The organism is Paenibacillus terrae HPL-003 (assembly GCF_000235585.1).
In the GTDB taxonomy this organism is placed as follows: Bacteria; Bacillota; Bacilli; order Paenibacillales; family Paenibacillaceae; genus Paenibacillus; species Paenibacillus terrae_B.
The window spans coordinates 4,486,489-4,510,236 of record NC_016641.1; the positions used below are offsets into that span (position 1 = coordinate 4,486,489).

The following is a 23,748-nucleotide window of genomic DNA, read 5'->3' on the forward strand; positions in this document are numbered from 1 at the left end:
GGGTTTCTCTTTTGCTTTTTGGAGACATGGGAGTGCAATATCCTCAATTTAATTGGACACGAAATTCATAGGATTGTTGTTGACGAAGCTGGAATTATATATTACTGTATTGATATTAACATTTTGTTTTTATCATTGAGTTAAAATAAAAAATGTTACATGAGTTATTTTCGCTGCTTGATTTAGAAAGCAACGATTACCCATATAAGAACAGGCAGGTGACGCAATTGACGAATACATCGAAGCACAATCATATCGGTTTGACAGAGGAACAATTTTTGGCTGCATATGATGCCAATCAGTATGAGCGTCCATCGGTAACGGTGGATATGCTGCTTTTTACGGTGATGGATCAGCTCCAGCATAATTATCGCAAGCTGCCGGAGAAGACACTCCAGCTACTTCTGATCCAGAGAGGGGAGCATCCGTTTTTGGGACAATGGGCGCTGCCAGGCGGATTTGTAGGGATGGATGAAAGTCTGGAAGAGGCTGCACAACGTGAGCTTAAGACTGAAACGAATGTGGATCGGATTTATATGGAGCAGCTATATACATGGGGAGATGTAGCACGTGATCCACGTACGCGGGTCATAAGTTGCGCTTACATGGCATTGGTAGATCACGATTCACTGGAGATACAAGCCGGGGATGATGCTGCGGATGCCCAATGGTTTGAACTGGGCTACAGTGTGGCTCAGGAGAGACGGACAAATCAGTCGGAAGGTTACAGGTGGGAACAAGACATTAACATTACTTTGAAGCATGGGGACATTCACCTGTCAGCCAAAGTAAAAGTGACTGAAATTCTTAAGGGAAAGACCATTCAGGTCAAGCGAGAAGTGCTGGAATCACAAGGTATTGCTTTTGACCATGCCAAAATTATTGTGTACGGCATCGAGCGTTTGCGCAGCAAAATAGAATATACAGATATTGCTTTTCACCTGATGCCATCCCTGTTTACTTTGAGTGAGCTTCAACAGGTATATGAAATTATTCTGGGTAAGGAATTGTTGGCAGCAGCCTTCCGTCGCAAAATAGCCGAACTGGTGGAAGAGACGAATGAATATAGAAAGGCGGCCGGACATCGTCCGTCCAAGTTATACCGCTTCAAGCCCCGGTCGCGTTTTATATAGCAGGAAGTAATATGAAATGAGGAATTAACGTGGAAAAGTTCACATTTTTTTATCGCAGTCAGTCGCCATTTTCACAATGGTATCCCTCTGTGTTTATCGTGGATGGAGTGGAATTCAACTGTGCGGAGCAATATATGATGTTTAAAAAAGCTCAGCTTTTTGGAGATGAAGAGGCGGCCAGTAAAATTATGCAAGCCCCTACTCCTCGGGAGCAAAAAGCACGTGGCCGTAGTGTGCGCGGATTTGATCAAGCCTTGTGGGAGGCGAATTGCCGACAATTTGTGTATGACGGTAACTACGCCAAATTTACACAAAATCCGAATTTACTTAAGCATCTGCTCAAAACGAAAGGAACTACGCTGGTTGAGGCTAGTCCGACGGACACGATTTGGGGAGTTGGTTTGGCTGAAACTGATGCTCGCATACGCTACCGCAAATCTTGGCGAGGCACGAATTGGCTTGGGGAAATACTGACGAGACTACGTGAGGATGCACAGCAAAAGGAGGAACAGCCATCATGAAACATACAATGAACACCCGGAGCAACCGGGATACTCGATCACATATGGCGCAGGAAACGTTATCTATTTTGGAGAATGGATATTATACGGATACCAAACAGCTGGATCATACGGCTGGACAGAGTACCTTGAACGCCTTTAAATACGGTCTTTCCTAAAGCTGGGGACGTGTTTCAAAAATCATATACAGGGATAAGTTAATGAAAAAGGAGAGTGCTGAATGAGTCCAAATGAGAACGTCACTTGGCATACATCAGACGTTGACAAGCAAGCGCGCCAGCTTCTGAATGGGCATAAAAGCCCGGTACTTTGGTTTACGGGGCTGTCTGGCTCGGGGAAATCAACGGTATCCTCCACACTGGAAAAAGCATTATTTGCACGAGGTATACGCACGTTTATTTTGGATGGGGATAATGTTCGGCATGGTTTAAATCGAAATCTGGGTTTCCTGCCCGCTGACCGCAAAGAAAACATCCGTCGTATTGCTGAAGTAGCGAAGCTGATGTCACATGCGGGAGTGCTGACGATTTGCGCTACGATTTCTCCTTATCGTGAGGATCGTGAAATGGTAAAGGACATTTTACAGCAGGAAGGCTGTTATGAAATCTATATCCAGTGCAGTCTGGAGGAATGCGAGCGGCGTGATCCCAAAGGCATGTACAAGAAGGCAAGAACCGGAGAAATACGCCATTTTACCGGTATTGATGCGCCTTATGAAGCACCATTAGAGCCTGATCTTGTTGTATCTACTGAAAGTCGGGAGATCGTTCAGTCAGTTCAGGATATATTGGATTTTCTCGATAGGGAATCGTTGTTGCTCTAATCTTCGCCAAACCTTTTTCAAATCTTCCTGAAATCTTCATTATCTAAAATGGAATTCATGTTTAAATAGAATAAACCTCTCGATCTTGAAGCCGTCTGAAATTTCCCCCTGGTCTTTTCGGATATTCGGCACCAGAGGCGAGAGGTTTTTTGACTACAGCACATACCCAACCAATTCATTCAAGAGGTGATTTCAATGACGAGTAAACAACCAACCAACCTGACTACCAGCTGGGGCGCTCCTGTCGGTGATAATCAAAATTCCATAACGGCTGGATCACGCGGGCCTACATTGATTCAGGATGTGCATCTGCTGGAAAAGCTCGCGCATTTTAACCGGGAACGTGTGCCGGAGCGTGTGGTTCATGCCAAGGGTGCAGGGGCGCACGGATATTTTGAAGTCACTAATGATTTATCTGCTTATACAAAAGCAAGCTTTTTATCTGAGGTGGGCAAGCGCACACCGATGTTTATCCGTTTTTCTACGGTTGCCGGTGAGCAAGGTTCGTCTGATACGGTACGCGACCCGCGTGGTTTTGCAGTGAAGTTTTATACCGAGGAAGGCAACTACGATCTCGTAGGTAACAACACACCCGTATTTTTCATCCGAGATGCGATCAAATTTCCGGACTTTATTCATACGCAAAAACGTCACCCCCAAACTCATCTGAAAAACCCTAATGCTGTTTGGGATTTCTGGTCCTTATCTCCTGAATCGCTGCATCAAGTAAGTATTCTGATGTCCGATCGCGGCATTCCCGCTACACTCAGACATATGCATGGATTCGGTAGCCACACATTCAAGTGGGTCAATGTCGAAGGGCAGGCGGTATGGGTGAAATATCATTTTAAAACAGAGCAAGGCGTACAGAATCTCGATGTAGATCTGGCTGCCAAAATTGCCGGTGAAAACCCGGATTATCATACCGAAGACCTGTTTAATGCCATTGACAAGGGTGATTTCCCTGCATGGAGGCTTCATGTACAAATTATGCCTGTGGAGGATGCGGACACGTACCGCTTTGATCCATTTGATGTAACGAAAGTATGGTCGCAAAAGGATTACCCGCTGATCGAACTGGGACGCATGGTATTAAATCGCAATCCTGAGAACTATTTTGCAGAAGTAGAGCAGGCAACATTCTCTCCGGGTTCGTTCGTTCCCGGTATTGAAGCATCTCCGGATAAAATGCTGCAAGGACGCCTGTTCGCCTACGGAGACGCACATCGCTACCGTGTAGGCGCAAATCACAATTCATTGCCTATCAACCGACCGCATGCAGAAGTACACAACTATCAACGTGATGGTGCATTGCGTAGTGACGACAATGGTGGCGGATCGGTCTATTATGAGCCAAATAGCCTCGGTGGGCCGAAAGAGTCTCCAGCTCACAAAATCGCTCCTTTTGAAGTATCGGGCGAAGCACAAAGTGTAGCTTACGACCATCATGACCACTACACTCAGCCGGGTGACCTGTACCGCTTGCTCAGTGAAGAAGAGCGTGCACGTCTGGTACAAAACATCGTGGGTGCGATGAAGCCGGTGGAAAGTGATGAAATCAAGCTGCGTCAGATTGGACATTTCTACAAGGCTGATCCTGAGTACGGACGCCGTGTAGCCGAAGGTCTGGGCTTGACCGTTCCTCAAGGCGAGTAGAGGTATTTGCGTACTTTAGCCTCAAGGCTTCTCCATAAAATAAAAGGATGTCTCAACGCCATCATGTAGATGGTTCATGGGACATCCTTTGCTTTTGAGTACGATGAATTGCTATATCCTCTGCAACCGAGGCAAATAGATCACAAGAAACAGTGACCGCCCTAAAGCGAATACGATGAACGACAGCCAAAGCCCATGATTCCCATAGTGGGGAACGCACCAGAACAGCGCGATCAAAAAGAAGACCAGTGAAATTAGCATTGAATTACGTATCGGGTACGTCACTGTCATGCCTGTAAATACACCGTAGAATACCAGCCCCAGTCCGGCGGCTAGTGGAAAGGCGACTAGCCAAGCGTTATATGGATCTGTAAGGCTGATCACCGTAGCGTTATCGGTAAACAGACGGATAAGCGGCTCCTTCAGTGCAAAATACAACCCACCCGTCAGCACGCTAGTTACAATCGTCCAGAACCAGGATAGATGAATAACTCTTTGCAGCATTTTTTGATCCCTTGCACCCCGGGCCTGACCCGTCATAATGCTGCTGGCGTTGGCAAAACCGTCAAAAAAGTAAGCCATAAGGTAGTGGATCTGAAGCAAAATAGCATTCGCCGCAAGCTGATCGGTTCCAAAGCCCGCACTGCGCGATGTAAACAGATTAAACATCGTCAGCAGACAGGCTGTGCGAATCATAAGGTCAAGGTTCGTTGCCATGACGCTTTTCAGCTCCACAGCTCCAAACCATCCCCGCCAATCTCTCTTTCCACTGCGCTTCCATTCCCTCCAGACCGACGAACGAAGCACCAGCACAAAACCAAGCACACATGCGAGGACCTCAGCAATCAGAGTAGCACCAGCCACACCAGCTACATCCCATTGCATGATTTGTGTGAATACAATAGCCAGCACCATATTGATAACATTCATGGAAATTTGCAAAAATAGTGTAGCCTTTACGCGAGACAATCCCATGAGCCAGCCGAGCAGTACATAGTTCACCAGCGTGAGGGGAGCTCCCCAAATACGAATGTTAAAATAAATCGATGCCTGCGCCGCCACATCCTCAGCAGGATGGATAAGCTGGAGGGAGGCTAGCAGGATCGGCTTTTGCAACAGAATGAACAACGCACCGATCAGCAAGGCAATCGCCAGCGGACGCATGAGGGCGGCTATCCCCTGGTCGTTATTTTTAGCCCCGGTAGCCTGTGCGGTGAAAGCAGATGTGCTGACTCGCAGAAAGCCAAACAGCCAATATAAAGTATTGAAAATAAGAGTACCCACTGCCACACCGCCCAAATAGGCAGAATGGCTCAAATGACCGATTACCGCAGTATCCACCGCACCGAGTAGCGGGGTCGTAATCGTTGAGATAATTAAAGGGATGGCTAAAGCAAGATAGGCTCGGTGGGAAGGCAACATGTTGAAAAAACCTCCAATAATGATTGTGTATATGGATGACGGGCAGATTGAAATAATTCGTCCTTGGAAAAATGCTCAAGCACCCCGCCATTTTTCATGACCATAATTCGGTCACTCATGAAATGTACAGCCGCCAGGTCATGGGAAATGAACAGATAAGCCAGTCCCAGCTCATCCTGTAAATCCTTGAGCAGATTTAAAACAGTGGCCTGCGTTGTCACATCCAGACTTGCTGTTGGCTCATCCAGCACGATAAAATCAGGCTCCGTGCTAATGGCACGAGCGATGGTGACGCGCTGCTTTTCCCCGCCGCTCAGCTGATGTGGATACTTATCCAGATAAGCAGCCGGAAGCTTCACCATGTTCAGCAGGTGCTCCGCTATGTCACGACGTCCTGACGGTATACCCGTCACATAGGAAGGGATATAGCCTTTGAGCTGGTCCAGCGGTTCCAGCAGAGATTGCAAAATGGTCAGTCTGGAGTTCAATGCGGTAGCGGGATGCTGAAATACCGCTCCCAGCCTGCTGCGGATACGCTTTAATTCTCTGCGCTTTACTCCCCGGACAGACTGTCCATCCAGCATAAGCTCACCTTGATCAAACGGTTCCAGCGTCAAAATACAGCGTGCAAGTGTGCTTTTCCTGCTGCCGCTTTCCCCAACAACACCCAGACATTCTCTGGGCGAAACCGACAGGGAGACTTCTCGCAGCGCAATTTTGCCTGCCGCGTAGATTTTCGTCAGGCCGGAGACAGTGACGAGCGCTTTGTCCGCCTTGAGCTGCTGTGTATACAGGATTTGATCATCCATGTGATCGGCTCCTTTCGGGTGTGACATGTTCTTCGCTGTGGTGCGGCAACCGGGCGGGAGTACTTGGAGCCAGCGGCGGAATGGCCGCCAGTAAGCTTCGTGTATATGGATGCGCCGGGTGATCCAGCACCGATAGTGTATCGCCTGTCTCGACCAGTGTGCCTGTGCGCATGACCGCGATTCGATCCGCATATTTGCGGACGTGCCGGAGATCGTGAGTAATCCACAATACGGAAATCCCCGTTTCCGTTCGGATACGGTCGATAAGCTGAAGCACCCGGTGAGCCGTCAGCGTATCCAGCGCGGTTGTCGGCTCATCGGCAATGAGCAGCTTTGGTTCCAGCAACAGTGCAGCCGCAATAGCCGCCCGCTGCAATTGTCCGCCGCTGAGTTGAAACGGATAACTGCGGTACACACGCTCTTCAGGAAGCTGTACACGCTCCAGGACCTCTATACAGCGCAGCTTGCGCGCCTTGCGATCCCAGCTTCCATGAGCACGCATCAGCTCGTCCAGCTGGCTGCCAATCCGCAGGAAGGGGGTGAAGGCCCCATGATAATCCTGAAAAATATAAGAGATTTCATTGCCAAGCAAGGAACGTCTTTGTTTGGCGGATAGGGCCAGCAAATTATGGCCCTTCCATGCGATAATTCCTTCCGTTGTAACAGAAGGGGGAAGAAGACCGCCGATAGCCGACGCAGTCATGCTTTTGCCGCTGCCGCTTTCCCCGGCGAGTGCGAACCATTCCCCCGGACGGATGGCAAGCTCCAGCCCATCTACAATCGTTTTTGCTTTTGTCCGAATCGTTAAGCCTTCTATAGATAGCATGTGCTTACTCCTCCGTTCGGGTTTTAACATCATATCGGTCACGCAGCTTGTCTCCAAGCACGTTTGCCAGTAGTACCGTGAGCACAACGGCTACTCCAGGAACCAGCATTAAGTGAGGAGCCATTTGAAAATACGCTCGTCCCTCATTTAACATGGCACCCCATTCCGGTATCGGTGGCTGCGGCCCTAAGCCTAAAAAGGAAAGGGAGGCAATCATCAAAATGATTTTGCCGATATCCAGCGTAGCCAGCACTAGTACATTTCCAATCGTATGGGGCAGAATATGGTGCATGACAATCCGCCAGGAGGGCGTACCTGCCAAAACAGATAACGAGATGTAATCCTTTTGCTTCTCAGCTAGAACGGTACTGCGCACCAACCGTGCATAGCTAACCCACTTGACTGCGGTTACAGCGAAAATAAGATTCATCAAGCCCGGACCAAGCAGTCCGCTTAGTACAATGGCAAAAATATAATCGGGTAAGGTCATGAATCCATCAATCACCCGTTTGAACACACGATCCACCCAGCCCCCTGCGAATCCTGACAGAAGACCAAGCGGAACTCCGACAACCAGCGAAACGCTTAAAATCAACAGGCTGGTTCCGACGGTCGTCCGAAGTCCTCCCATCACCCTCGATAGCACATCTCGGCCCAAATGGTCGGTTCCCAGCCAATGATCAACACTGATGGGCTGGAGCCGACTCCCCATCTGGATACGATACGGATCTTGCGGAGTAAGGTGGGGCAGCACTGTAATTGCTATAAGGAGGAGCATGATGGAGATTGCTACAATCCATCTTTTGGACAATTGCCGCCTGGCGAGCTGCCTGTCTTCCACATCTATGGATTTTATCATGATAAACGTTTCTCCTTCAAAGCAATTTCAGGATTCACCCAACGGTAGGACAGCTCTACCAGAATATTAATACCTACAATAAACACGGCCATAAATAGCGTATAGCCCTGAATAATCGGGTAATCTCTGGCAGCAATCGCATCTACAATCCATTTGCCCAGCCCCGGATAGGCGAACAGCACCTCAATCACAACCGTACCTCCCAAGAGGCTACCTATGCTCTCACTGAATACCGTAATGAGCGGAACCAAACTATGACGGAACATATGTCTGAAAAAGATGCGAACTGGACTGATCCCGCGTGCTTGTGCTGCTTTAATAAAGTCCTGTCCCGAGCTTTCGATCAGACTCGCACGAATCATCCGCACATAGACGGCTGCCATCGCCAGTCCCAGCGTCAGAGAAGGGAGTACCAAATGAAGGAATGTTCCCTCACCCATGGACGGCAAGATGTGGAGCTTAACGGCAAACCATTCGATCAATAAGAGACCCAGCCAGAAGCTGGGAATGGAGGAGCCGATTAAAGAAAAAATGCGACTCGCGCTGTCGATCCAGCAATTACGGTACAACGCTGCCATCGTTCCCAATGGGAGAGCAATCAGCAGCATAATGAACAGAGAACCTCCGGTGAGCAGGAGTGTAAAAGGAAGTTTCTCCATAAATTCGGTGATGACCGGGCGATGAGTCAAATATGATTGTCCAAAATCAAATTGAAGCAACTGTACCAGCCACTTGCCGTATTGCACAGGCAACGGCTGATCCAGACCCAACTGGGTGCGCATATCTGCAATCTGCTGATTGGAGACAGCTACATCATCCACCCGAAGGATGCTCCGGACAGGATCGCCCGGAACAAGCTTGAGCAGAAAGAAGCTGACGAAGGAAAGAATTAAAAAGAACAATGCCAGTTCGAAAAGCTTTTTGGCGATAAGTTTAAGCATACTATTTCACATCCAGATCCTGGGTCAGCAAATAGTATTCACTTTGGCTTGTTACCCAATTATGTACATAATTACGATAAGCTACTACGTTATTCGGATGAACAAGGAAGGATTGCAGGTTTTCCTGGTCAATCAACGTGACGGCTTCGAGCGCCAGTTTGTTGCGTTGCTCCTCATCCACCGTCGTGTTCAGCTTGGTAATCATAGCTTCCAGCTCTGGCAGATGCACGCGTCCATAATTCAGTGCACCCTCCGGCATGTAGGCCGCATTCAAAAAATAGCTTGCATCGCCACGTGGGGCTGTAATGTTGCTGTAGGTTGCCAAATCCCAATCCTGATTAGCCGCAAGATATTCATCAATATTATCGACCTGACGGATATCAATCGTAATGCCAAGCTCTTTGGCGTTAGCCTGAATGAGCTGTGAAATGAGTGGAAGCTCCGCTCTTGACTGATAAGTTAGCAACGTCAAATGAAGTGATGTGCCATCGGGCGTTGTTACTTTGCCGTTTTGCACTGTATATCCAGCTTGTTTGAAGCCTTCGCGTGCAGTACTCAAGTCAAACTTCTTCGTAGCGTATTTCGGTGAGAAAGGGAAATCGAGCAGAAATGGACCCTGAGCAGGAGTCCCCTGACCGGACATGATACCACTAGCAATCTCATCCCGATGGATCAGATGATCGAATGCTTTACGAACAGCCGTCTTTTTCAGATCGTTGTTGTTCATATTGTAAATGAGCTGATGTGTTCGCAAGCTGGGAAAAGAGTCGACCTTAACGGTGGAATCGGCCTTCAGCAGCTCCAGACTTTCAATCGGCGGGCGATACACAATGTCTGCATTCTTGGCTTGAAATGCAAGCTCACGCGCATTTGCATCTTCGTTAAACATGAACTTGGCATGCTTCAATTTCACTTCGCCGTTCCAATATTGGTCATTGCGATCCAAATTCAGTTCACTGCTGGCCCGAAAGCTGGCAACCTTGAACGGACCTGTTCCGGATGGAAGATCAGCAACCGCAGTTGTGTCGATCACAGCTGTGTTCGGATGCACCAGTTCGGATACGAACGCCGGGAAAGGCTTGTCTGTCGTAATGTTCAAAATCAGTCCATCCGCATTCATATCATGGATATGCAGTGCGTTTTTAACCGATGGATTGAGCTTTTGCGCTCTTTCCAGAGATGTCTTGACAGCGGCGGCATCGACGGTTTTACCGCTATGGAAGGTCACACCCGGACGAATATGGAAAGTCCAGTGCTGTCCGTCCTTACTGTTCCACTTCTCTGCAAGCCAAGGCTCCAGCTTGAGGTTCTGATTCACCTTGATCAGAGTTTCACCAACTCCTGCGCGAACGGCTGTGTAATTCACATCGGTATGTGGATCTACAGAAGGGCTTTGCACATTGAATAATAAGGTAATACTTTTATCTTGCGGGTTTGCAGTAGATAAAAAGGGTGAAGCTGCTGGTGATGAAGAGCATGCTGACATCATCATCACAGCTATGAACGCAGGTATAAACAATTTAAAATGCTGAAGTTTAAACAACAGGTTTTCCTCCTTGATATTAATCGTAATATTTACGTTTTACTTCGTGAAGCATATTGTAACCAAATGGGGGAGTTTTGTAAATATGTAATCATATGAATATGAATATAGCTTCATATGAAAAAGGCTGCTTAACCGTGGAAATACGGTCGAGCAGCCTTTTCGCTTTGTAAGATATATCTTTTATTTCAGATACCTGTGAACCTGTCTATTAATGCATAGGAGCTTGAGCAGCCCCTTTTTCAACATGAACTCTGCGAATGAAGAACGCAAGGATTAATCCAATTACACTGACGATCAAGGCAAAGAAGAAAGAATTCTGCGATCCGAACGCCATAGCATTCGCCAATTCTTCTACAGATTTCGGCATGCTGGATTGGCTCAAATAGCTTTCCATGCCCTTGGAGAGAATGCTGACCGCCACGGCTGTACCGATTGCACCAGCAACTTGTTGGAGCGTACTCATAATGGCTGTACCGTCCGGGTACAGATCCATCGGCAACTGATTCAGACCGTTCGTCTGAGCTGGCATCATGATCATGGAAATGCCGATCATCAGGCAGCTATGCAGCACAATAATGAGTACGATAGCTGATGTCGTCGTAAGGCCGGATAGGAAAAACAAGACAGCGGCAACGATCACAAGTCCCGGAATAACGAGCCATTTTGGACCGAATTTATCGAACAGGGAGCCCATGATGGGTGACAACAGACCATTGATAATTCCGCCGGGCAGAAGCACCAATCCTGCAGACAGAGCGGACAAGGCCAGCCCTTTTTGCAAAAAGAGTGGGAGAATTAGCATTGTAGAAAGGATCGTCATCATACACAGGAAGACCATCACAACACCGATAACAAACATCGGATATTTAAAGACGCGCAAATTCAACATAGGCTGCTTCATTTTTAACTGGCGTACTGAGAATAGAATCAAAGATACCAATCCGATGATCAGAGGGAGCAAAACAACCGGGCTAGCCCAGCCTTCGCCGCCTTCTCCGGATTTACTGAAACCGAACACAACACCACCGAAGCCAATGGAAGATAACAGAATAGATGGAATGTCAATTTTCGGCTTTGTAATCTGCGAAACATTTTGCATAAACAAGATACCGCAAATCAGCGAAAGAATCAGAAACGGAAGGGAGATCCAGAAAATCCAGTGCCAGGACAGATTTTGCAGCACCAGACCCGCTATCGTAGGTCCCACCGCAGGAGCAAACATAATAACTAATCCGATGATCCCCATAGCTGCGCCTCTCTTTTCAGCCGGGAAGATGATCAAGATGGTGTTAAACATCAACGGTAATAACAGTGCCGTACCAACGGCTTGAAGAATGCGTGCGATTAATAGCACTGCAAAGGTTGGTGCTAACGCAGCAACGAGACAACCTGCAATAGAGAACAGCAGTGATGTGACGAAAAGCTGTCTTGTCGTAAAGGTTTGAAGCAGCAAACCCGATACAGGTACCAAAATACCGAGTGTCAGCAGAAAGGCCGTGGTCAGCCATTGGGCTGTTGCTGTTGTAATGTGCAAAATCTGCATCAAATCATTCAGCGCAATGTTCAACGCCGTTTCACTGAACATTCCGATAAAGCCGCTAAGCAGCAGGGCAATCATAATAGGCAGCACCTTGAACGTCTTGGGATCAGACGACGGGCTTGCTTGACTCATTGTACTCATGTTGTTTTTGTTCCTCCAATAAATTGATGGGTATTGAATTATAACGATCGGTCTACATATAATAAACGTGAAGCTATTTTTTTGTCAAAAAAAATTTTAAATATTTTATTAATGAAGGATGCTGTATATGGCTGCTAAACCCGAATCATATGAAAATATTGTGCAAACCGCTTCTAAGCTCTTTTTTCATCAGGGCTACCATGCTACCGGACTCAATCAGATTCTTGCGGAGAGTGGCTCACCGAAGGGCTCGCTTTATTATTATTTTCCGCGTGGCAAAGAGGAATTGGCTTTGGAGTGCATCAGAAGAGGGAATGAGTTTATTAAGAACAAGTTGAAAGAAACGCTATCAGGGAAAGAGGACCCTGTGCTCGCCATACAGGATTTCATCCGCAATACAGCTGCGGAAGCAGACCAAACGAACTTTAATGGCTTTATGCCTATGGGATTTTGGGCCGCTGCGGAAACTTCCTGCATCAGCGAATCGTTGCGGCGTGCCTGCGTGAATACGTTTACAGATTGGCAACATATCTATATGGAACGTCTTCAGGTAGCGGGATGGACGGAGGAAAAGGCACATAGTCTGGCAGTACTTATTATTTCCATGCTGGAAGGCGCCTTAATTCTGGCCCTTACTCAGCAGAGCAGCGCACCTATTTATAATGTGGCGGATTACATTCCACAGCTGATCAAATAAAAATGGATATGGAATTGCTTCCTGGCTGACCAGCTTTGAGAGCCGGTTTTCTTGTTCGTGAGAAATCGGCTCTTTTTTATACGCAAATGCCACGATTTAACTCAGATTACCAGCACCAAATGATGAAAAGTATGGTAAAATGGAATGAATTTGATTTTGCAGTAAAGGAAGGGTGAAAGCAAGTGGCAAAGGCGAAGGTGGCCAAACGGCCTACCCGGGATGAATTTGTGCTGGAGGAAATCGGGAATCAGCTTGCAGAAGCGCAGCAAGAGCAATCCGAAGTTGTGTTGACCGTATGGGGGCGTCAGGAGACAACCCGCGGGCAGATCGTTAAAATGGATCCCAGAACGGGCAGAGTACATGTAGAGAGTAATGGTGAAACGGACAAAGTTCCTTTTATGGATATCATGAGTGTGAATTACCCAAGAGATTAAGCAGGGTTTATATACCATTTTACATAATAGGAAGCAATGAAATTGTCTGAAGGATTGTTAACGTGAGCAAAACACGGCCGTTTCGGGGTTATGTAACCTCGAAAAAGCCGTGTTTTTGTGCTATAGAATCCTTATGTCAACGGAGTCTTTTCTTTGACTTTCCTATGTAGCTTTTACCGGAGTAGCACCATTATCGCGCGCTTCGGCTTTCTTCAGCACCTTACGATCAAAAATGAAAGGCCCGAATGGCAGCAGTGAGGCAATCAGGGCCACAAGCCCTTGCAATACCGAAAGCTTTCGCAAAATCAGCATGACCACAATCGCAACTACATAAGTCACGAACAGTATACCATGGATCATACCGACCCATCTTACCATTTGCGGCATCCCGGCTGCGTATTTAAGCGGCATAGCGATACATACGAGCAACAGATATGAAATTGCTTCAATATTACCAATGACGCCAAATGTCTTAAAGGCATTTTTGAACATGAATAAACCTCCCTTGTTACTATTACTTAAAATTTAATATAGCCTATAAAATGATTTTGTTAAACGGTAGAAAGTTACGATATATTGAATATTTACAGCTTTTTCTTCGTTTTTAAGGAAAATGACGGATATTCAAACCCGATGAACGATCTTGTTACCCCAGCGATATGTCTGGATTTTTACATTTACATGAATGAATTTAAGACTTAGACTGGGCCTTCTGCGTGATGAGTTGTTAACAGGTAATCAACGAAGGATTTTTCCTGCATTATGTGAACACCTCTCCTGAAGCCGCAGTATATGCACCTGCGTTTAGGGAAGATGGATATGCTAAAATGTGCAAGCTGTTCGACAAGTATGTGAGCGAAGGGCGGATTGAGCGTGCACACTTCGGCTTCAAAAGAACATGCCGGGAGGCAGGCACTGGAATAAAACATGATATTTTATGACAGAAAAGGGACATTCCTCAGCAGAGTGTTCCTTTTTTGAACATAATATATAGACTGAAACTATGATTCAACACATAAAATAGCATTAGAATTTATAGATCGGATGATATAAAATCAAGTCATAAGGAACGGTCGTACTCAAAAGTACCTCGATGTTCCTAAAAGTGAAAAAAATCACATGTGAGAATGCTTTGATGAAAACTTGAGCATGAAATCTTCAAACTCGCAAGGAGGAAGAACAATGAACCACTATCCTGCTATTTTTGAACCTCTGACCATACGTCGCATGACGTTAAAAAACCGGATTGTTATGCCACCGATGGGCACTAACTTTGCGGCTATGGACGGAAGCTTCGTTCAGGATCATATTGACTATTACGTGCAACGGGCCAAAGGTGGTACCGGCCTGATAACCGTAGAAAATGTTTGTCTGGATTTCCCAATGGGTACGAACGGAACGACCCAGTTGCGTATGGATAATGATCAGTTTATCCCCGGATTGTTTAGACTAACAGAAGCCCTGCACTCTTACGGAGCTTGCGTCTCTGTCCAAATTAACCACGCAGGTGCTTCCGCTTATGCTGGGCGATTGAATGGAGTTCAGCCTGTATCTTCTTCGAATATTCCTTCTAAAAAGGGTGGAGCGATTCCAAGACCTTTGCAAAAAGAAGAAATTTACGCCATTGTACGCAAATACGGAGAGGCAGCGGGAAGAGCGCAACGGGCCGGCTTTGACTGTGTGGAAATACATGCGGGTCATTCCTACTTGCTGAGCCAGTTCCTATCCCCTATGTATAATAAACGTACGGATGAATTTGGTGGCAGTGCAGAAAACCGCACACGGTTTGCCAGATTGGTGATTGATGAAATTCGTTCGGTAGTTGGCCCATTCTTCCCAATCTGCTTACGCTTTAGTGCGGAAGAGTTCACAGAAGGCGGCAACACACTGGAAGATACATTGGAATTGCTGGAGTATTTGAATGATGAGGTAGATATTCTGAATGTGTCTGCTGCTCTGAATGATTCCATCCAGTTTCAGATTGATGGAATGAACCTGCCGGATGGCTGGCGCTCTTATATGGCCAAAGCGGTAAAAGAAAAATTCGGTAAGGTCACCATGACCTCAGGTAATATTCGGAGTCCGCAGGCAGCACAGGATATTTTGTTGAGAGGCGACGCTGATCTTCTGGCTATGGGAAGAGGGTTGATCGCAGAACCGAACTGGGTACTTAAAGTGCAGAATGGCCATGAAGAATTGCTTAGAAAATGTATTTCCTGCAACATCGGCTGTGCCGATCACCGTATTTCCAAGAGCAAACCGATTTGCTGTACGGTAAATCCTGACCTGTTCAGAGAAGCTGAATACCGGAAACAACGAGTTAAAAACGATGTTCAGGTTGTTGTTATTGGTGGTGGTACCGCTGGGATGGAAGCGGCATGTACAGCGGCCGAAGTAGGCTGTAAAGTAACCCTCTTTGAAGAAAATCCGGAGCTGGGTGGCTTGGCTCGTGATATTGCACGATTACCAGACAAAACGCGTATCAATGATTTCCCAGATTATCTGATTCAACGTACCAAACAACTGGCCAATCTGGATATTATCACAGGAACCCAAGCGGATCTGCCGATGATTACGGCTTTAAATCCCGATATTATTGTAAATGCAACAGGTGCCAAACCACTGCTTCCGCCGATTGCGGGATTGCATGATCAACTGGGTAAACCGGGTACCAAAGTATTCTCTATCTTTGATCTTTTGCACAATATGGAGAGCTTCCAAGAGTTTGAAGGCAAACGTATTGCTGTAGTAGGTGGCGGAGCCGTGGGATTGGACGTTGTCGAATATTACGCAGAACGTGGTGCTCAAGAAGTTTCTATTATTGAAATGATGCCGTTACTGGGCAAAGACCTTGATATGATTACCCGTATTTCCATGATGAAAATGGTTGAGGAGCGGGAAGTGAACGTTCATACGGAAACTGCTCTGACAGAAGTGTGCAGCGACCGTTTCAAAGTAAAACACGGAGAACAGGAGCTTGAGATTCCTTTTGATCTCGGTTTCGTATGCTTGGGAATGCGCTCGTTCAGTCCACTTATGGACAGCTTGCTGGAATACGGTAAGGAACATCAAGTGGAAGTCGTGAATATCGGGGACAGTAAACAAGCTCGTCGTATTATTGATGGTACTCGTGAAGGTCGGAATATTCTGCATATCATCCAACGGGTGGATGAATTCAAAAATGAGTTTTCTTATTCTTACTAAGCCATATAAGAGGGGAGAACAGAAGCCCGGAAGCAATTTGCTCCAGTCATAATGCTACAAAGATGTAGGCTCCGACTTTAGCCGGCAGCCTATATCTTTGTATACTAATTAGCTATGGATAACTAATAACGGTAAAGGGATGTAGTCGGCGGTTTGGGACAGCACCTTATATTTGTTCGTTAACCAGGATACTTGACGACAGGCCATTTTACCTTACGCAATTTAGAGGTCACATCGGTACCAACATTTAAATTGCTCTGAATGAGCTCTGTGGGGGTAAGAGCCATCCATTGGTTCAGGGAAACATCAGCGAAGCGATCACTTTTAAACATTTCAAGAAACCATAGCGTGCTCGAGCCTGTATTTTGGATGTAATGACCGAAAGCAAAAGGAACATATCCAACATCTCCGGCTCTGAAATCAAACGTGCGCGCCGCGCCATTTCCGCCAAAAACAGTCATTCGGCCTTGCCCGGTAAGATAGTATTGCCATTCGTCATTATTGGGATGCCAGTGCATTTCACGCATGGCTCCAGGCTCAATCTCAACAAGAGCAGCGGCGATCGTTTGGGATATCGGAAAATTGGAGGAATCGACGATTCGTACGCTTCCACCCGGCGTTTTGATGGGGGGCTGAGCGAGTAATTCATGCTTAAAGGATTGAGGTATCGTACCATAGGGAGAGGAAACCGTTTGGCTTTGGATTGAACCAGGAACGGTATCCTGATAAATGTATACTTGTTCTTGAGGAATGGACGAAAAATCAGCTTCAGGAATGCCGAAATTGGCAGACAGTACATCTTTTGGAGTATGTGCAAACCAATCGGAAATGGATAACGTGTTCAAATCAGAAAAGTTGCCGTCATCAAAAACCAGCAAAAATTCGCAGCCTTCCTCAAGACCTTGTATAGAGTGTGGAATGCCGGGTGGGAAATACCAGAGATCACCAGGACCCACATCAGCAATAAAATTCCGGCCATTTTGGTCGACGGCTGTAATACGGGCACTCCCCAACAGCATATAAGACCATTCCGCCTGCTGGTGCCAATGAAGTTCGCGTACGCCGCCCGGTGTCAAACTCATATTCACTCCGGCAAGAGTTGTAGCAATGGGTAGCTCCCTTGCGGTTACTTCTCTTGACCATCCACCGTGATTCAACTGCATATGGGCATCTGAAAAAGAAAACCTCATGTTCGGAATAAGTCCATTATCTGTTACGGGTGGAACCAGCATGTCGGGATTTTGCAAATCCCTCATCACATCCCGGGGACCCTTATCGATGCCTCCAGCGCCATCACTTCTGATGGGCTGCGGCACTCGGGCATTTTTCAAGCAATCATTATGCATCATTTGATCTTCCTCTCCAAGTTGAGGCTTCATCAATCTTAGAATAAGAGAAAATCCGCATAAAGATTTTATGAACTCTTGGAGGGTTTTATGCTTTCTGAGCCAGATCCGCAAACTGTGCATCAATGAGTTGGACTAAATCCTGCGGACTTAACTCCAGTTGGGTTCCAATTTTCCCGGCGCTCACAACAATAGTTTCCAACTCTACTGCGGGTTGGTCAATAAAAGTAGGATAGAGCTTTTTCATTCCTATGGGAGAGCAGCCACCCCGGATATATCCCGTATGCTTTTGCAGCTCTTTGACCGGAAGCATTTCGATTTTCTTTTCTCCCGCTGATTTGGCAGCCTTTTTGAGATCAAGCTCTTTATGTACAGGAATCACAAAAACAAACAGAAGCTGTTTGCTATGTGCAACCAACGTTTTGAAAACAGCTTCCGGGGATTTTCCGATTTTCTCGGCTACGTTCATACCATCTATTTTTCCATCCTGATGATCATAACTCAGGATTTTGTAGTTTACATTCTGTCCATCCAATATTCGCATCGCGTTTGTTTTGCTCGCACTCATCTTATTTCGTCGTCCTTTCTAAGCCATTGCCGAGGCAATTGTTGCAAATATACCTCGGCAGAATTATTTGGTTCTCATAGCTAGAGTCGTTCCAAGCCATCTACATAGTCCTTTGCTTCCTTTAAGGAGAGGCCTCTAGCTACTCTTAGCTCTTTTATCGCCTGAATCTTTTTGCCTTCTCTAATCAACTGGAGCAGCCTTTCATTGATATTCTCTGAGACATCCGAGTTTAGCACTTGTGGTGGTGCGGTAGCGGTTGTGCCTGACAGCGATGTTCCCGACATTCCAGAACGATTCTCAAGACGCTCTACATCGGATTTCAAGTCATTAAGCCGAGCTTGCAAGCTGTAGACTTTGATCAAAAGTATGACGGAGATGATCAACGCGATCAATGCTATAAATTCCATAGTTTCCACTAATGTTCCCCCTTTATTTTCTGATTTCTGCTCAGAGCTGTCACATTAATAATCGTTTAATTACAAATAGTATAACATGCGGAATTAGTATGATTTCCACAAGAAGGTTGCCCCGTGGCTACAAATTGACTTTTTGCGGACAGAGCGTTATATTACATCTTATTGTAGTGCTTTTAATAAGTATCGAAAAAGGAGAGGATTCAAATACTGCCAGTCCCCAATAATGCAATCCGAGTCAAACAAATTAATGTGGAGTTAATCAAAAATACACTGAAGTCTCTTGAATATGCCACCAAGTCGTCCATAGCGAGCATAACAGGACTCAGTGTGGCTACCTGCGGCAATATTCTGAAAGAGCTTCTTCTAACTGGGGAAGTATTGGAGACAGAGCTGGAGGAATCCAGCGGAGGGCGCCCGGCAAGGCGATATAAATATAACGCCGATTATTCCTATATTCTCTGTTTACATGTGAAAACAGAAGGCGGAGTGCATACTCTCACTTATGCGGTTGCCAATTTGCTGGGCGAAATCATTGTAGAGAAGACCTCGATTGTGCCTCATATTGATTATGAGGTCATAGAGAACCAAATTGGAGAGCTCATTAACATCTATGCCAATGTCAAAGCGGTTGGCATTGGTATTCCTGGGGTTGTACATCAAGGAGTTGTCGGTGTGTGTGATATCGACCTGCTCATAGGAGTTTCTTTGGGGCCGCGGCTTCACAACAAATACGGACTGGAAATAACCATTGAAAATGATATGCATTTAACAGTCTACGGATTTTATAAAATGCAAAATTATGATGAGGACAAAACCTTCGCCATTGTTACTTTTCCCAAGGATAACTTTCCGGGAGCTGGCTTTATTGTCGATGGACACTTGTTAAAAGGAAATACTAAGTTTGCAGGCGAAGTTTCCTTTTTACCCTTTGATATGACAAGAGAAGAACAGCTCAAGCAGATAAAAAGTGCTCAGGGATTCGTTCCACTAGCTATAAAGACGATCACTTCCATTATTGCTGTCATTGATCCTGTATCTATCGCTTTGACCGGAGAATTATCCAAGACTGCTTTATTGAACGATATTTATACGGGCTGTCTTAAGGATATACCCGCAGAGCATATGCCTGAGATTTTTGTGAAAAACGATACGCATGATGAATACATGAACGGGTTGATTTCGGTGACTCTTGAAAGTCTGACGTACAATTTGCAATTGGTAGAAAAAAGAAAATAGAGATCTGACATACATCTATAATTCCGTAGAGGATGATATCTATTATGAAAAAAAATTTATTATGGGAAACGGGAACATGGACCAATGCTCCATTGTCAACTTGTCAAGATGGCGATACCCTCAAGGTGACAGCCAAAGAGGGAAGTGACTACTGGAAAAACACATTATACGGATTTGATCGCAGCAGCGGACATGCTTTGTTGACAAATTGGGAAGATTCTGAGGCCATAGAGGTCACATTTCAGCTTGCATCCTTTAATGAACTCTATGACCAGGCTGGAATTATGCTGTATCAAGGACCTGAGCAATGGATTAAAGCGGGGATTGAAATCAACGACAATATTCCCCAATTGGCTGTCGTGGTAACCAACGGCTATTCAGATTGGTCATTGTCCGCTGTGCCGGATTGGGTCGGTGAGGAAGTGACCTTGCGCGCTTCGCGGATGAACGATGCAGTGATTATCCGTGCCCGGACAGAAGCTCACGGTTGGCGCACAGTGCGTGTGGCACCTTTTCCTTATAAATCTGGAAAACAAGCTGGTCCTTTTTTATGTTCGCCAACTCGTGTCGGCTTTGAGGTTACTTTTACACGCTGGGTAACTACAATGCCGGATGCCGATCTTCATATAGATCCACCGATGTAAAGGAGCATTCTTATGATGAAAAATCAGAGTGAAAAAGAAAAAATGTTGGCGGGTAAGCCCTATAAAGGGATAAGTGAGGAGCTTCTGATTGATCGGCAATACGCTAAGGAAGTATTGTTTGACTTCAATACTCTGCGTCCTAGAGAAATAGAAAAACGTAATGAACTGCTGAAGCAGATATTAGGTAAAACGGGCGAGACCTTTTTTATTGAACCTCCATTTCGTTGTGATTATGGATACAATATTACGTTGGGTGAGAATTTCTACTCCAATTATAATTTTACAGTATTGGACTGTGCTCCAATTACGTTTGGAGATCATGTACTGCTCGGGCCAAATGTCAGCATCTATGCAGTGAACCATCCCACGCATCATGAATTGAGAGTTCAAGAGTATGAATATGCGCTCCCGGTAACCATCGGAAACAATGTATGGATTGGTGGAGGCGCAATTATCAATATGGGAGTAAGTATTGGAGACAATACCATTATAGGTTCTGGGAGTGTGGTAACTAAGGATATACCAGCCAATGTAATAGCCGTTGGAAATCCATGTAGAGTACTGCGTGAAATTACAGATGAGGATAAGAAGCAATTTGCTCATTTGGACTACAACTAGATTTCATAACAACTATCAGCTCACCGAAAGGAGGCTGTCCCGTCCGCCATTTTTGTGGCCTTTGGGATAGCCTTTTCGGGATGATAATTCAGGTCACAGCGAGCATATTGTATATTTTCATGGTTCGCACATCATCTTTGGAAATTTTAAGCTCATGAATTAGCTCGGGAGTTTCTGGTATGGGTGTTCTCGAAAAAAGCATTTTTAAAGCAATCGGCATAAAGGGGCGAAAGGAAACGCCGGACATAAGACCCCACTTCTGCTCAGATTCCAGGAAAGAAGCTAGAATATTGATGGTCAGATTTTCGAGAGGGGTAGCCTGATTTTTGAGCATAAGGGTGGTCAGTGTGTCATAGTGCTCCGTATGCCCCCAATATGTATTTTCGCATTCCTGATAATGTTCAAAATTTTTAACATTCATATATAACATCGTCTTATAACGATTGTCATCCGGCTGCGCCAGCATGTCCACTACACATCTGACCAACTTATTGATTCGTCCATCATAAAAATAAGAATAAAACCGGGTGGAATTCTTGAAAAAAGTGGAGGGAAGTGTGTGAATCAACGTGGAGGGCTGCCTCGGTTCGATATAGAGAAGCTGCTCTACCTGAACGTTTAACGCTTCTGCAATGCTGTACAAGATGACGAGGTCAATGGTAATATCGCCACTCTCATATTTGGATAACGTAGCTTTGCTTTTGTAAATCATGTCTGCCAGTTGTTGAACGGTCAATCCCTTAATTTTGCGGAAGCTTCTGATTTTTTTACCCACTTCCTGATTGATATTATGCATTATTCACTCTCCCAATCATGTTTCCTGAGAATATTGCAAATGATGATTTTGTATACGTTTCGCTATATTCATAAAAATTATACCATTTTACGCGCAATTTAAGTATTCTGACGAAACAAAAATGATGATTTGTTTCATATGAATAGATTTTATTGTGTTTGAATCTATGGAGAGCTGTATGCCATAATGAATCCATTCATGAGAAGCAGGGACGGAAACAGGAAGGGGAACACAAAGCGTGAAGTATGATTTTGATGAGGTTATTGATCGTAGAGGAACCAACGCCATGAACACTGATGGCTTCCGGGAGTATATTTTTAAGGCGGAGGGTGATATGGTCTTTCCTTATAAGGATGATGAATTTATCCGCATGTGGATCGCTGACATGGAGTTTGCCACACCTCCTGAGATTATTGAAGCCATCAAGGAACGGCTGGATAAACGGATTTTTGGCTATAGTCAGGTGTTTGATCCCAACTATTACCTTGCTGTAGTCGGTTGGACGCAGCGGTATTATAACTGGACTTTTTCACAGGAGGAGCTGGTTACTTCACCGGGGATCATTCCTGCTCTCTATGAGCTGGCTGAATACATTTGCAAGTCGGATGAAAAAGTACTGATCCTTACCCCATCCTATGCCTTCTTCAAGGCTGCGGCGGATTATAACGGCTTGGAACTGGTGTGTTCAGAGCTAATGAATCAAGAGGGGCATTATACGATTAATTATGAAGACCTGGAAGCGAAAGCTAGAGATGAAAAGGTGTCTCTATGCATTTTCTGTAATCCGCATAATCCATCTGGCCGTGTATGGACCACGGAAGAGTTACAGAGAGTAGGGAAGATTTGTCTTGAAAATGAGGTCTGGATTATATCGGATGAAATACACTGCGATTTGTTGAGGAACGGGCAAGTCCACACCCCGATGGCTAAACTTTTTCCAGACTCAGATCGGATTATCACGTGTATGGCTCCTAGTAAAACATTTAATATGGCCGGGCTGATGTTTTCGAATGTCATCATTCCCAATGAAACGCTCAGGGGAACCTGGAAAGCACGTCATTACGGCTTTGAAAATCCGCTTAGTATTGTCGCAACACAAGCTGCATACCTGCATGGAGATGAGTGGCTGCGGCAATTAAAAATTTATTTGGACGAGAATTTTATATATACCAAGCAATATTTGAACCGTTACTTGCCCGAAGCTATATTCCATATTCCGGAAGCGACTTATCTGGCATGGGTTGATATCAGCGCCTACGTACCAAATGAAGAGAATTTGCCTCTGTTTTTTGCCAATCATGCCGGAGTGTTATTGGAAGACGGAAAGATGTTTGTTGCCAACGCTGAGGGATACATTCGTCTGAATCTGGCTTGTCCGAGGTCCATGCTGGAAGAGGGCCTAAGAAGAATATGCAAGATGTTAACTGAAAATCCATTAATACTTAATCCCACCTAATTCCTTGTTAATATATAGATATGTATGGATCATTCCCAATTATCGATCCCCATAGAAACGATAAAATCGTATCCATGAAAAAGAGCCGTCCTCAAATCGATCGAGGGCGGCCTTTA

General features: G+C 45.6%; 24 protein-coding genes. 12 read left to right on the forward strand and 12 right to left on the reverse strand.

Annotated features, from left to right (window positions below; all coding sequences use genetic code 11):
- Nucleotides 1-227: 227 nt before the first annotated feature.
- From HPL003_RS20170 to katA, 5 genes are all read left to right on the forward strand, one after another.
- Nucleotides 228-1,133 (forward strand): NUDIX hydrolase, encoded by a 906-nt coding sequence (locus HPL003_RS20170; RefSeq protein ID WP_043922819.1) that lies wholly within the window; start codon nt 228-230, stop codon nt 1,131-1,133.
- Nucleotides 1,134-1,162: 29 nt separating this feature from the next.
- Nucleotides 1,163-1,654, forward strand: a complete 492-nt coding sequence (locus HPL003_RS20175; RefSeq protein ID WP_014281599.1) for an NADAR family protein — start codon at nt 1,163-1,165, stop codon at nt 1,652-1,654.
- A complete protein-coding gene (locus HPL003_RS29960) occupies nt 1,651-1,812 on the forward strand; it encodes a hypothetical protein (RefSeq protein ID WP_014281600.1) in 162 nt (53 codons plus the stop codon). Before HPL003_RS20175 ends, HPL003_RS29960 begins: the two co-directional genes overlap by 4 nt.
- Before the next feature lie 62 nt (nt 1,813-1,874).
- Entirely contained in the window at nt 1,875-2,477 is a 603-nt protein-coding gene (gene cysC / locus HPL003_RS20180; protein ID WP_014281601.1) for an adenylyl-sulfate kinase, read from the forward strand.
- Between the two features lie 195 nt (nt 2,478-2,672).
- On the forward strand, nt 2,673-4,133 hold the full coding sequence (gene katA, locus HPL003_RS20185) for a catalase KatA (RefSeq protein WP_014281602.1): 1,461 nt from the start codon (nt 2,673-2,675) through the stop codon (nt 4,131-4,133).
- A 111-nt stretch (nt 4,134-4,244) separates the two neighbouring features.
- Here katA and HPL003_RS20190 read toward each other — a convergent pair whose 3' ends face one another.
- The 7 genes from HPL003_RS20190 to HPL003_RS20220 form a co-directional block, all read right to left on the reverse strand.
- Nucleotides 4,245-5,555: an MATE family efflux transporter gene (locus tag HPL003_RS20190; protein WP_014281603.1), complete on the reverse strand. Its 1,311-nt coding sequence runs from the start codon at nt 5,553-5,555 to the stop codon at nt 4,245-4,247.
- Nucleotides 5,522-6,364 carry an ABC transporter ATP-binding protein gene (locus HPL003_RS20195; protein ID WP_014281604.1) on the reverse strand — a complete coding sequence of 281 codons (843 nt, stop codon included), beginning with the start codon at nt 6,362-6,364 and terminating at the stop codon, nt 5,522-5,524. Before HPL003_RS20195 ends, HPL003_RS20190 begins: the two co-directional genes overlap by 34 nt.
- Entirely contained in the window at nt 6,357-7,190 is an 834-nt protein-coding gene (locus HPL003_RS20200) for an ABC transporter ATP-binding protein (protein ID WP_014281605.1), read from the reverse strand. The genes HPL003_RS20195 and HPL003_RS20200 overlap by 8 nt, the downstream gene beginning before the upstream one ends.
- Before the next feature lie 4 nt (nt 7,191-7,194).
- The gene (nikC, locus tag HPL003_RS20205) at nt 7,195-8,049 is read right to left on the reverse strand and encodes a nickel transporter permease (protein WP_014281606.1); all 855 of its coding nucleotides are present in this window, start codon (nt 8,047-8,049) and stop codon (nt 7,195-7,197) included.
- Nucleotides 8,046-8,990: a nickel ABC transporter permease gene (nikB, locus tag HPL003_RS20210; RefSeq protein ID WP_014281607.1), complete on the reverse strand. Its 945-nt coding sequence runs from the start codon at nt 8,988-8,990 to the stop codon at nt 8,046-8,048. Before nikB ends, nikC begins: the two co-directional genes overlap by 4 nt.
- A 1-nt stretch (nt 8,991) precedes the next feature.
- Complete coding sequence (nikA, locus tag HPL003_RS20215) at nt 8,992-10,533, reverse strand: nickel ABC transporter substrate-binding protein (RefSeq protein WP_014281608.1); 1,542 nt, start codon at nt 10,531-10,533, stop codon at nt 8,992-8,994.
- A gap of 211 nt (nt 10,534-10,744) precedes the next feature.
- Entirely contained in the window at nt 10,745-12,208 is a 1,464-nt protein-coding gene (locus HPL003_RS20220) for a DHA2 family efflux MFS transporter permease subunit (protein ID WP_193372643.1), read from the reverse strand.
- A gap of 136 nt (nt 12,209-12,344) precedes the next feature.
- On the opposite strand from HPL003_RS20220, the gene HPL003_RS20225 reads away from it, so the two are divergent.
- Nucleotides 12,345-12,914, forward strand: coding sequence for a TetR/AcrR family transcriptional regulator (locus HPL003_RS20225; protein WP_014281610.1), 570 nt, complete (start codon nt 12,345-12,347; stop codon nt 12,912-12,914).
- A gap of 182 nt (nt 12,915-13,096) precedes the next feature.
- Entirely contained in the window at nt 13,097-13,348 is a 252-nt protein-coding gene (locus HPL003_RS20230) for a YolD-like family protein (RefSeq protein WP_014281611.1), read from the forward strand.
- Nucleotides 13,349-13,510: 162 nt separating this feature from the next.
- On the opposite strand, the gene HPL003_RS20235 is transcribed toward HPL003_RS20230, so the two are convergent.
- Nucleotides 13,511-13,840 carry a DUF3817 domain-containing protein gene (locus HPL003_RS20235; RefSeq protein ID WP_014281612.1) on the reverse strand — a complete coding sequence of 110 codons (330 nt, stop codon included), beginning with the start codon at nt 13,838-13,840 and terminating at the stop codon, nt 13,511-13,513.
- Between the two features lie 690 nt (nt 13,841-14,530).
- On the opposite strand from HPL003_RS20235, the gene HPL003_RS20240 reads away from it, so the two are divergent.
- Nucleotides 14,531-16,552, forward strand: coding sequence for an NAD(P)/FAD-dependent oxidoreductase (locus HPL003_RS20240; RefSeq protein WP_014281614.1), 2,022 nt, complete (start codon nt 14,531-14,533; stop codon nt 16,550-16,552).
- Between the two features lie 179 nt (nt 16,553-16,731).
- On the opposite strand, the gene HPL003_RS20245 is transcribed toward HPL003_RS20240, so the two are convergent.
- The 3 genes from HPL003_RS20245 to HPL003_RS20255 all read right to left on the reverse strand — a co-directional run bounded on the left by HPL003_RS20245 (nt 16,732) and on the right by HPL003_RS20255 (nt 18,882).
- Nucleotides 16,732-17,898, reverse strand: a complete 1,167-nt coding sequence (locus tag HPL003_RS20245; protein WP_014281615.1) for an oxalate decarboxylase family bicupin — start codon at nt 17,896-17,898, stop codon at nt 16,732-16,734.
- 88 nt (nt 17,899-17,986) lie between these two features.
- Nucleotides 17,987-18,466 (reverse strand): Cys-tRNA(Pro) deacylase, encoded by a 480-nt coding sequence (gene ybaK, locus HPL003_RS20250; protein ID WP_014281616.1) that lies wholly within the window; start codon nt 18,464-18,466, stop codon nt 17,987-17,989.
- An 80-nt stretch (nt 18,467-18,546) separates the two neighbouring features.
- The gene (locus HPL003_RS20255; RefSeq protein WP_014281617.1) at nt 18,547-18,882 is read right to left on the reverse strand and encodes a ribosomal protein L7/L12; all 336 of its coding nucleotides are present in this window, start codon (nt 18,880-18,882) and stop codon (nt 18,547-18,549) included.
- Between the two features lie 327 nt (nt 18,883-19,209).
- Here HPL003_RS20255 and HPL003_RS20260 point away from each other — a divergent pair, with 327 nt between their 5' ends.
- From HPL003_RS20260 to HPL003_RS20270, 3 genes are read left to right on the forward strand one after another with little or no spacing between them, the layout of a single operon-like run.
- Entirely contained in the window at nt 19,210-20,118 is a 909-nt protein-coding gene (locus HPL003_RS20260) for an ROK family protein (RefSeq protein ID WP_014281618.1), read from the forward strand.
- 44 nt (nt 20,119-20,162) lie between these two features.
- Nucleotides 20,163-20,762 carry a DUF1349 domain-containing protein gene (locus HPL003_RS20265; RefSeq protein ID WP_014281619.1) on the forward strand — a complete coding sequence of 200 codons (600 nt, stop codon included), beginning with the start codon at nt 20,163-20,165 and terminating at the stop codon, nt 20,760-20,762.
- 15 nt (nt 20,763-20,777) lie between these two features.
- Nucleotides 20,778-21,380: a sugar O-acetyltransferase gene (locus HPL003_RS20270; RefSeq protein WP_014281620.1), complete on the forward strand. Its 603-nt coding sequence runs from the start codon at nt 20,778-20,780 to the stop codon at nt 21,378-21,380.
- A gap of 88 nt (nt 21,381-21,468) precedes the next feature.
- Here HPL003_RS20270 and HPL003_RS20275 read toward each other — a convergent pair whose 3' ends face one another.
- Entirely contained in the window at nt 21,469-22,176 is a 708-nt protein-coding gene (locus HPL003_RS20275; protein WP_014281621.1) for a helix-turn-helix domain-containing protein, read from the reverse strand.
- 238 nt (nt 22,177-22,414) lie between these two features.
- On the opposite strand from HPL003_RS20275, the gene HPL003_RS20280 reads away from it, so the two are divergent.
- The gene (locus HPL003_RS20280) at nt 22,415-23,632 is read left to right on the forward strand and encodes a MalY/PatB family protein (protein WP_014281622.1); all 1,218 of its coding nucleotides are present in this window, start codon (nt 22,415-22,417) and stop codon (nt 23,630-23,632) included.
- Nucleotides 23,633-23,748: the final 116 nt, after the last annotated feature.